The 9529-nt window shown below is 62.5% G+C and carries 6 protein-coding genes and 2 CRISPR repeat arrays; of the genes, 3 read left to right on the forward strand and 3 right to left on the reverse strand.

The window, feature by feature from the left end; all coding sequences use genetic code 11:
- Positions 1-6: 6 nt before the first annotated feature.
- The 3 genes from ACWEO2_RS42380 to ACWEO2_RS42390 all read right to left on the reverse strand — a co-directional run bounded on the left by ACWEO2_RS42380 (position 7) and on the right by ACWEO2_RS42390 (position 3976).
- Positions 7-2139: a hypothetical protein gene (locus ACWEO2_RS42380; RefSeq protein WP_452410546.1), complete on the reverse strand. Its 2133-nt coding sequence runs from the start codon at positions 2137-2139 to the stop codon at positions 7-9.
- Complete coding sequence (locus ACWEO2_RS42385; protein ID WP_452410547.1) at positions 2139-2720, reverse strand: hypothetical protein; 582 nt, start codon at positions 2718-2720, stop codon at positions 2139-2141. Before ACWEO2_RS42385 ends, ACWEO2_RS42380 begins: the two co-directional genes overlap by 1 nt.
- A gap of 317 nt (positions 2721-3037) precedes the next feature.
- Positions 3038-3976, reverse strand: coding sequence for a Crp/Fnr family transcriptional regulator (locus ACWEO2_RS42390; RefSeq protein WP_452410548.1), 939 nt, complete (start codon positions 3974-3976; stop codon positions 3038-3040).
- A gap of 738 nt (positions 3977-4714) precedes the next feature.
- Positions 4715-4986: a CRISPR direct-repeat array (repeat unit 29 nt).
- 1523 nt (positions 4987-6509) lie between these two features.
- Positions 6510-7516: a CRISPR direct-repeat array (repeat unit 29 nt; unit sequence GTGCTCCCCGCACGCGCGGGGATGAGCCC).
- An 898-nt stretch (positions 7517-8414) separates the two neighbouring features.
- Between ACWEO2_RS42390 and ACWEO2_RS42395 the strand changes: the two genes are divergently transcribed.
- From ACWEO2_RS42395 to ACWEO2_RS42405, 3 genes are all read left to right on the forward strand, one after another.
- Positions 8415-8744 carry a transposase gene (locus ACWEO2_RS42395; RefSeq protein WP_452410549.1) on the forward strand — a complete coding sequence of 110 codons (330 nt, stop codon included), beginning with the start codon at positions 8415-8417 and terminating at the stop codon, positions 8742-8744.
- 84 nt (positions 8745-8828) lie between these two features.
- A complete protein-coding gene (locus tag ACWEO2_RS42400) occupies positions 8829-9173 on the forward strand; it encodes an integrase core domain-containing protein (protein ID WP_452410552.1) in 345 nt (114 codons plus the stop codon).
- The coding region (locus ACWEO2_RS42405; protein ID WP_452410553.1) for an MmyB family transcriptional regulator at positions 9074-9529 on the forward strand (456 nt) is incomplete at its 3' end. The genes ACWEO2_RS42400 and ACWEO2_RS42405, both read left to right, overlap by 100 nt.

A 9529-nucleotide genomic window follows, 5' to 3' on the forward strand; every position in this document is an offset into this window, starting at 1 on the left:
TGTCCTTCATCCGATACATTCTGTGCTCAAGGGCGCCAACAGGACTCGCAACAGCAAGGCGACTTGCTCACCGTTCGATGTCGTTCGGCTGGGATCCAGCCTGATCCGCTGCGTGTGGCGGGCGGTCAAATCGTGTTCCAGAGACGCGTGTTCGCGGGGCGGCAAGTTGGCGGCGAGGGCGGTACCGAGGAGCTGTGCCGTTTCTTCGGGCTCGGAACTGATCTTCGTCAGATCGCCTAGACCGCTCAGCAAGGCGTCGAGTAGCCGACGTCGGAATGGCCGGTGGCATAGGACCAGACCCCACAGACGGGCAGCAATCGGTATTTGGTCCTTGAATTCGTCGATGTAGCTGAATATCGCCGACATCTCCGCTTGGACCGCGGTCGCCGTCAGCACCTCCGCGATGGCGGACAACACCGAAGACCGCCCGCGCCGACTTGCTCCGGCACGACGATGCTCATCCTCCAATGTGGTCAGCACGATCTCGGCCGCCGACGACTCCACGGCGAGTCGTGCGAAAAGGGTTGCCAGGGCCGAGTCTTGGTTCGATACAACGTCGCTGCTGTGAATTATCAGCTGCGACAGGTGTCGAGATGCCGCGTTGGGATAGATGATGCCGAGAACCCCGCTGAAGGCGTGGGTTGCGGTCCACTGTTGTTGCCGGGTCCCGACAGTCGCCCACCGCACCGCAGTACGCAAAGCGATCGGTGCGAGGACCCGATCGAAGCACATTGACCAAAGCACGAAGATAGCCATGTTGCGGCACGTCCATCCGTGCTTGCCCTTCGACCACGGCTCGAGGTAGACGTTTTCGACCTCATCGAAGGAGACCGCGGCCAGGTGAGCGAGCCCGTCCGCGATGGCGTGTCTTCGGATCTCTGCGTCAACGTCGTATCTGCGCAGGATCACCGTTTTCAGCCATTCCCGAATGCAATCCCAGAACGTCACATCCATTCGCTCCCACAGCTCCGTGATTACGTGCTTTCGATATACGTCTTCTCGGAACTCGAGGACCTGGCGCGATGTGTCGTACGGCTCGACGGGCACGCAGCGGATCAGGCTTGCGTCAGCGACGCGGGTGCGCCGATGCTCGGGGAGCACGTCCATATCACTGGCTGACAACGACTCGATGGATTCATCTGGTGGCGCGGGTTTCGCGAAGAGGTCTTGCAGTTCGGACAGAAGCGATTCGAACGGTCGTTGGCCGCAGTTTCCGAGGAAGGCCAGGACGGCGACTTCCAGGATCTGCCGCCGCGTCCGCTGGCCAGTCGCGAACCAGTCTCTGACTCGGTTCTGAACGGATACCTGGAATAGGCGCGAGGCCGTGATGGGATCAGCCCCATCACAGACTTGTTGCGCGACCGCACGGAGTTCACCGATCGTGTAGACACTCGGTAGCTGCTCCTTGATGGCGGCGATCTTGTCGACCGTTTCCTCATCAGTAGCCGTGCAGTCCGGGGAGGTGAGCCACGCGGTCAGCAGGTCATGGGCATCAGGTCGATTCCATGGGACTTTGACCACTTGGTTCGAGGTGTGGGTTTCGTTGCCGGTACCGGTAACTATCAACCAGGCTTCGGCACCACGAACGCGATCACGAACCGTGTGCCAGGTGAAATCGGTGTCGGCCTGCCGTTCGAGCACGCCGACATCGGCGGCAAGGTATCCGTGTTCTGCCCCGTATTCTCTGTTCGCCAACTCTTCCAACGACACGGTTGGAGGCAGCGCAAGCAATGGGCCGGGTGTGGCTTCGCGGAGCAATTTGATTGCACCCGTGCGCTTCCCGGCTCCGGCCTTGCCGTCGAGCAGGACCACGTGGTCGGCACTCAAGGCGTTGAATGCGTTATCGAATTCATCTGGTAGCACGTAGCATCGGCATGCGTTCTCGATCTCCGAGCTATCGAGCGTTTGGGTCCGATGACCCAGACCAGCTGTAGCAGTGAACATCCCGAGTTGGCTATTCGGCGGATGAACCGTGGTGTTGTAGTACTGGTTGATTTGGTTGACCTGCTCGATAATCGTGCTCGAATCAGGCTCGACCGCTTCCAGATCCGCGCCATCCTCCCGGTCAGGTAGCGGGCCTGCACTCAAATTATCGGCCGAGACGGCGGATTCTTTATCCGCAGAATAGGATTCACTCATCACTGATTCCAGACCATGCCGATGACACCGTTGGGAATGTGAACGTTCCCATTGATTGTTGTCTCCACCGAGGCTTGTCGGCCGACTCCGGCCGAGGTCTGCGATGGCGAACTGGACGCGGCTTCTTGCCTTTGTGGACCAGCATCTGGCTCAGTAGCTCTGTCCGGCAAAAGAATCGAATGGACGTCGTACCCGGGCACGTACAAGTACGCGGGGTCATCGAACTCCTTGTTTCGCACCATCACTCTGCGGAATGCGGAATACGGCAGCGACGTATGGCGCTGCCGGACCGAATCGGTATACACCTGATCCGAGAGAATCACTACGAGATATGCCGCAGGTAGCAGCTCGAGCGCGTCCCGGGCTGGATCGGAATCCACGAGCCGAGAGACCGTGACGATGCCCTGACCGGCGAACCCGTTGTCAGCGACCTTCATCGCGCCGAAGTGGACAGCGAGCCGCAACCGTAGTCGCGCCTCGTCGCGCAGATCATGATTGTGCACCTCGAGTGCGTTGGCCAGCTCGCGCACGTAATCGTCGACGACCACATGCTCCATCTCGGATTCCTCCGAGGGCAACACAGCAAGCTCCCCATCGCCCCCAGCCTGTCGTGCCCACGCGGACCGGTTGAGCCCCGCACGCGACGCCGCCTGGTCCAATACCGCCAGCAGACCAGACTGCATGTCTTGCTGGCGGCGGTCATCGCTACCGCCGTACCCCCGTGCATCGACCGACATCAACAGTCGGCGACCAAACGGTACTTCTCTGGTCAATTCCGGTCCCCTTCCTGAACTATGTTGGAGCGCACGATGATTGGCCCGCCTCACCGCTCCTCATAGACGAGCGTGACACGGGTCCAGTACGAAGATCCCGTAAAATTCAGGATTCCGACCGCAAATCAGATGTCGTCGGCGAACATGCGCAATCGATCAAGATCGTTAATCGTGACGTTGCGGTAGGCAGACTTCACCAGGCCCTGTGAACGCAGCTGTCGCAGCGCCAACCCGATCGCATCCTCGCCAGCGCCGATGAGTCTGCCCAGTTCCGTGTGCGACAACCGAACGCCGAGCTCATACCCCTCGGCCGTCGAAAACCCGTGCCGCTCAGCTAATTCCAGCAGGACTCTGGCAAGCCGGTTCGGAACGTCGTATCCCGCGAAATCCAGACGACGACGATTAGCCCAGTCGAGCCGATCGGCGATCATCCGACACATCGCCTCCCACGCATCAGCATGACTGTTCAGGAAAGCAATGAACGAACCGTGCGGAATGTTGTGCACGAGCGTTGTCGTGCAGGTAGTCACAGTCGCTGTTCTGGCCGTACCACGCAGCGCCGCAAGCTCACCGACCACATCCCCGCTGACCCGAATCCCGAGCAGGGTCTCATAACCACTGCGCGAAGCCGCACTGATCTTCACACACGCAGACAACGCCGCCTCCCGAGAGCGCAACAGCAGAACATGATTACGCACTTCACCCTGACGGATCAGAACATCACCCGCTGGAACCTCACGAGGCAACGCCAGACCGAGCAGGTCCTGCCTGGACCTTTCCCCCAACCTCGCCATCAACGTCCCCACAGGCCAATCAACACCATCAGCACGCGATGTCGACGAACGTGAGATAACCATCCAGCCCTCCGCAACTCTGATTCTCAACCACCGAACCATCGGAAACATGAGCCGCCAAACACCGTGCACCCCTATGAATTTCATCCCTCTCCACTGGTACACACAGGCAGATTCAAAGCAGCCTATCGCCCCGAAACCAACCAAACACCCGAAATCCAGTGCGCCGAGAAGTCGCGCCAATCCGAACGCCGGATCCACATCCCGCATACGAGGGCCGCTCCTTGTTCGGCCGCACCCTGCCACGCTCGTTGCAATGCTCGCTGTCGCTGTTGGTCCGCCGCATTCCTGCGGCGTGTCCGATGGAGGCAGAGGCGGAGCCTCTGATAACCGAACCGAATTTCGACGATCAAGACGGCACGGGCTTGCGCTCCGCGACCGCCGATCCTGCACGCGGGGATCGACTTTGGAGACGACACACATCCGCCCAGATCGAGGGGATCGATGCAACATCAGACATTCCGCATACGGTCTACTACATTGCACGACGGAGGCAGATTGAAAAGTCCACAGTGAAGCCGGAACTCGATGATCTATCCCAAGGCTGCCGAGAACAGCGAGGTGAAGCGCTGCTCGCACGTGAGGATGATCCGGATGTCTGGGAGCAGCACACTTCCGACCGGCGGGCTCCCCGCGCACCCGGGGTGATCTGCCGCGGGCTCGTCAGCGACGACCAAGGCTATGCGCTCCCCGCACACGCGGGGATGATCCGGGCACCGAGTTCATCGGGTTCCGGGCGTGGCCGTGCTCCCCGCGTACGCGGGGGATGATCCCGGGCATCGAACAGCGCTGAGAACCGGTCCGAGGTCGTTTGGCGACGGCGAGTGGCCCGGCGAAAGTTCAGACCGAAATCGAGGCTGTTGCGCAGACACCTTGTGGCTGAGCGCGTCTCAAAGCAAACCGAATGAGAAGTGGTGATCCGGTCGGGAAACCGCCAGGTCAAGAAGTGTGCTCCCCGCGCACGCGGGGATGATCCGGCAATCGGACTGATCAACTCGGCAGTGACCGGGTGCTCCCCGCGCACGCGGGGATGATCCGGGTTTTGTGCCGCGTTCGATGATGATGTCCGTGCTCCCCGGCCACGCGGGGATGATCCGCGCCGGACAGCGAAGCCCGAGAAGGGGTCCGGGTGCTCCCCGCGCACGCGGGGATGATCCTTCCTTTGTGGCCCACACGTTGTCGATGCGACCGTGCTCCCCGCGCCTGCGGGGATGATCCCCCGCAGGTTGCGATGGCGTTCATCGCGGAAGAGTGCTCCCCCATACGCGGGGATGATCCGACGTGTTCGGCCAGCCAGCGCGCCAACTCCTGGTGCTCCCCCCGCACGCGGGGATGATCCGACCGGGATGCGGCGCGCGTTTCCGGCCCGTGAGGTGCTCCCCGCGCACGCGGGGATGATCCGTCGCTGTCGCACCTGTCGCTGGCGCAGACCGCCGTGCTCCCCGCCACGCGGGGATGATCGGGCCGCCGTTGGTCGCACAGGCGGTGCGGTGCTCCTCGCGCATGCGGGGATGATCCGAACCTGGACAACCCCAGTTGCCTGGCCCAGCAGTGCTCCCCGCGCACGCAGGGATGATCCCTGCCGCAACGGATCCGAGATACCCGACAGGATCGTGCTCCCCGCGCACGCGGGGATGATCCCCGCGGCGCCAGCTTCGCGAGATGGGCGTAACCATGCTCCCCGCGCACGCGGGGATGATCCCACAACTGGGATCGTGAACTACGCCCCGTACTCGTGTTCCCCGCGCACGCGGGGATGAACCGCCGCTGGTCGAGCCGGGTGAGGAAGCCAAGCCGTGCTCCCCGCGCACGCACGGATGATCCAAGGGCGTCGCGGACGAAATCGGACAGGTCGATGTGCTCCCGCGCACGCGGGATGATCCGCCAAGAACCTGTCCCGTCGTGCCGCCGCACAAATGCTCCCTGCGCACGCGGGGATAATCCCAAGAAAGACCCTCCGATCGCGCTGCGCTGGATCGTGCTGCCGAACGCGAAGGCGTGCTCTCCGCGCACGCGGGGATGATCCTTGGAATGCGATGCCCAGGTCCGGACATCTGCTCCCGGCGCACGAGGGGATGAGCCGCCGTTCGAACCTCGCACGGTCCGCATGAAGTCGGTGCTCCCCGCACACGCGGGGATGATCCGCACGCCCGCTTGGTGATTCTTCCCCCGGAAGACGTGCTCCCCGCGCACGCGGGGATGATCCGGTGAAGGTGTCCGGCCCTGGACAAGGTGGTGCGTGCTCCGCGTACGCAGGGATGATCCTCGCCGTGCCGGACAGGATTGTCCACACACGGAACTCCGTATTTACTCCTTATTTTCAGCGGAATTCGCTCCGAATCTGATGCGGCACAGCATAATTCGATGGATGATAGCCAAAGGCTATTCGTGCTGGTAGAAGTATGTAATCGAAGATAATCGCAGAAAGTCCTGTTGTGCCAGAACCGGGAGTTCTGACATGGAGGTGGCCGCTGAATATGCGCTCTCAGCAGGTGAGGCGCAGTCTGAAAGGAGTTCGACCAGCCTCCAGCAGCCCAAGTACGGCTCAAGCGGGGCAACCGGACATCGAACATTGCCGAGAACCAGTCCGAAGTCGTTTGGCGACGCTGAGTGGCCCGGCGAAAGTTCAGACCGAAATAGAGCCTATTGCGCAAACATCTTGCGGCCGAGCACCTCTCAAAGCAAACCGAATGAGAAGCGGTGATTCGGTCGGGAAACCGCCAGGTCAAGAAGTGTGCTCCCCGTGCTCCCCGCACGCGCGGGGATGAGCCCGGCAAGGCGCGCGATATCAACGGCAACACCGTGTGCTCCCCGCACGCGCGGGGATGAGCCCAGCACAGCGGTCAGCAACCTTGTATGTCGATCGGTGCTCCCCGCACGCGCGGGGATGAGCCCCGAAGACCGGCCGCGCGCGTCCAAGTGGGACAGTGCTCCCCGCACGCGGGGGGATGAGCCCGGGGTGCATATAACTGGGCGTTGGGGCAGGTGGTGCTCCCCGCACGCGCGGGGATGAGCCCATCCAACGTAGCGTTACGGATATCGAGCAGCGGTGCTCCCCGCACGCGCGGGGATGAGCCCATGCCGAGGGCGGTGGCGGTGTCCTCCACCGTGTGCTCCCCGCACGCGCGGGGATGAGCCCATGTCCGATCTGGCGCACGTCCTGATCCTCGTGTGCTCCCCGCACGCGCGGGGATGAGCCCGCTGATCGGCCGGATAGTGATTGCGTCGGCCCGTGCTCCCCGCACGCGCGGGGATGAGCCCTCGGGAGCGTGCGTGGGCAGTCCGATGAAACCGTGCTCCCCGCACGCGCGGGGATGAGCCCAGCGCCTGGTCGAACGCACGCGGCAGAAACGTGTGCTCCCCGCACGCGCGGGGATGAGCCCGCGCGCCGCGTCCCGATATTCGACGAGTGGGAGTGCTCCCCGCACGCGCGGGGATGAGCCCGGACTGAGCGCGGGATCTGGCATCCTGGCGAAGTGCTCCCCGCACGCGCGGGGATGAGCCCACCTCGAACGTGTGCACTCCGCCCGCGACCAGGTGCTCCCCGCACGCGCGGGGATGAGCCCAGCATGACCACGTTCACTGGACGGCCGTGAAGGTGCTCCCCGCACGCGCGGGGATGAGCCCAGCCCGACCTCGGCCCAGCGGATGCCGGCCGAGTGCTCCCCGCACGCGCGGGGATGAGCCCGGCAACGAGGACAACGGCGATGTACTCCCCACGTGCTCCCCGCACGCGCGGGGATGAGCCCTCGTACCACCTATCCGGATCCTCGGGACCTACGTGCTCCCCGCACGCGCGCTGTCACCATAGGCGGAGACTGCGATTTCCTATCGGGCGGTGGAGTGCAGAGCCGTAGCCCAGTTGTTTACACGTCGTCTCGGGACACTTTCTCCGATGCCCGGGATAGGGTCAAAATATGTCCCCGCATGTGCGGGGATGCTCTTGTTTGGCGTCCAAACAGGTATAGGTTGCCTGGGCGGACGCGATGAACACACTCCATGCTCCCCGCACGCGCGGGGATGAGCCCAACGGAATCGTGAAGTTGTGGAACGGCATCGCGTGCTCCCCGCACGCGCGGGGATCAGCCGGCGTGGCGGACGCGAGCCGAATCAGCCGACGTCGCGTGATCCCTGTCGACGGCACGTGTATCCGCGCGCCGTTGACACTCCTCGCACGCGCGGGGATGAGCCGGGAAAATAGACGACGGCAGCAGCGATGCATTGGTGGTCACCCGCACGTGCGGGATGAGCCCAGTCACCAGGAGGTATGGCGCTCGTCCAGTGGTCCCCGTGCCGCGCATGTGTGAGCAAAAGACCGTCCGGAACTCCACATTTGCTCCATGTTTTCAGCCGAATTCGACCGAATCCAATGCAGCACAGCGCTATTCGTTAGACCATAGCTAGCGACTATCTATGCTGCTAGGGGAAAGTAAGCGAAGAGAGTCGCAAAAAGCCGAATCCTGCTGGTGCAGAAGCAGAAGTTCTACCATTGAACTTCTGTCGGCCAGCCCCGAACGGGAGTGATGATGGGGGCATGGTCTCGCACACCGTCATTCCCACGCCGCACGGTGCCACGTTCTATGGGGTTCCCCTGAAGTAGTGGACATCTGAGATAGCGGGACCGATGGTCCCTGGAAGGATGTTCACTATGCCTGGTCCGCGTCGATCGTATTCGCCTGAATATCGGGTGGAAGCTGCGCATCGAGTGATCGATTCCGGTCGACCGGTGCGCGAGATCGCCCGTGAGCTGGACGTGCACGAGAACCTGCTGCACAAGTGGGTGCGCGAAGAACGCCGCCGTATGGCCGCGGCCGGCCAGACCGGTGGTCGGGCTCCGGATGACGGTGGTGGCCAGCCACTTTCAGCCGATGAGCGCGCGGAATTGGTGCGGCTGCGGGCGAAGGTCGCCGAGCAAGCCAAGGACATCGTGTTCCTGGAAAAAGCCTCGGCGTACTTTGCGGCACGACATCCAAAGTGAGCAGGTTCGAGCTCATGGCGGCAGAGTGCGCCGGTCTCGACGTGACCCGGATGGCCGAACTGCTCGGCGTCTCGACCTCCGGCCCTGGCGCGGCGCCGGCCACCGGCGGGAGTGATATTTCACAGCGACCGCGGCACCCAGTACACGTCAAAGGAATTCGCTGATTTCTGCCGGAAGAATGGTGTCCGGCGTTCACTCGGCCGCACAGGTTCATGCTTCGACAATGCAGTCGCGGAATCGTTCTTCGCGACCTACAAGAAGGAGCTGGTACACACCCGTCCGTGGCCGACCCTGGCATCGTTGAGGAGAGAGACATTCGACTGGATCGAATCCTATTACAACACGCAACGAAGGCACTCAACACTCAATTATTTGACGCCACAAGAATATTCGTTAGGGTACAGGGAAATCAGTCAGATCGCGGCATGACCCCGTGTCCACGAAACCGGGAACACTCCAAACAGGGGCGCCAGATCAATGTCAGTGTGCAGGTGTTGAATGCGGTGGCGCGGACTTTGTCGTTGGATGCGGCGGAGAAGGCGCATCTGTATCGGCTTGCGGATGTGCCGACGGTGCCTACGGCGCACGCGGGAACCGCTCTGCCGGAAGAGCTTCAGGTGATTCTGGATCATCTGGAACCGCTTCCGGGTGTGGTGCTCAGTCCGCGTTATGATGTGCTGGCTCACAATCAGTCCTATGAGGCACTGTGCCCGGGTTTCGTGCGGGGTGAACGGAATGTGGCGCGTCGGGTGTTCCTGACTCCGGAGTGCTGCAATACCTATCAC

It is taken from the genome of Nocardia sp. NPDC004278 (assembly GCF_053602975.1).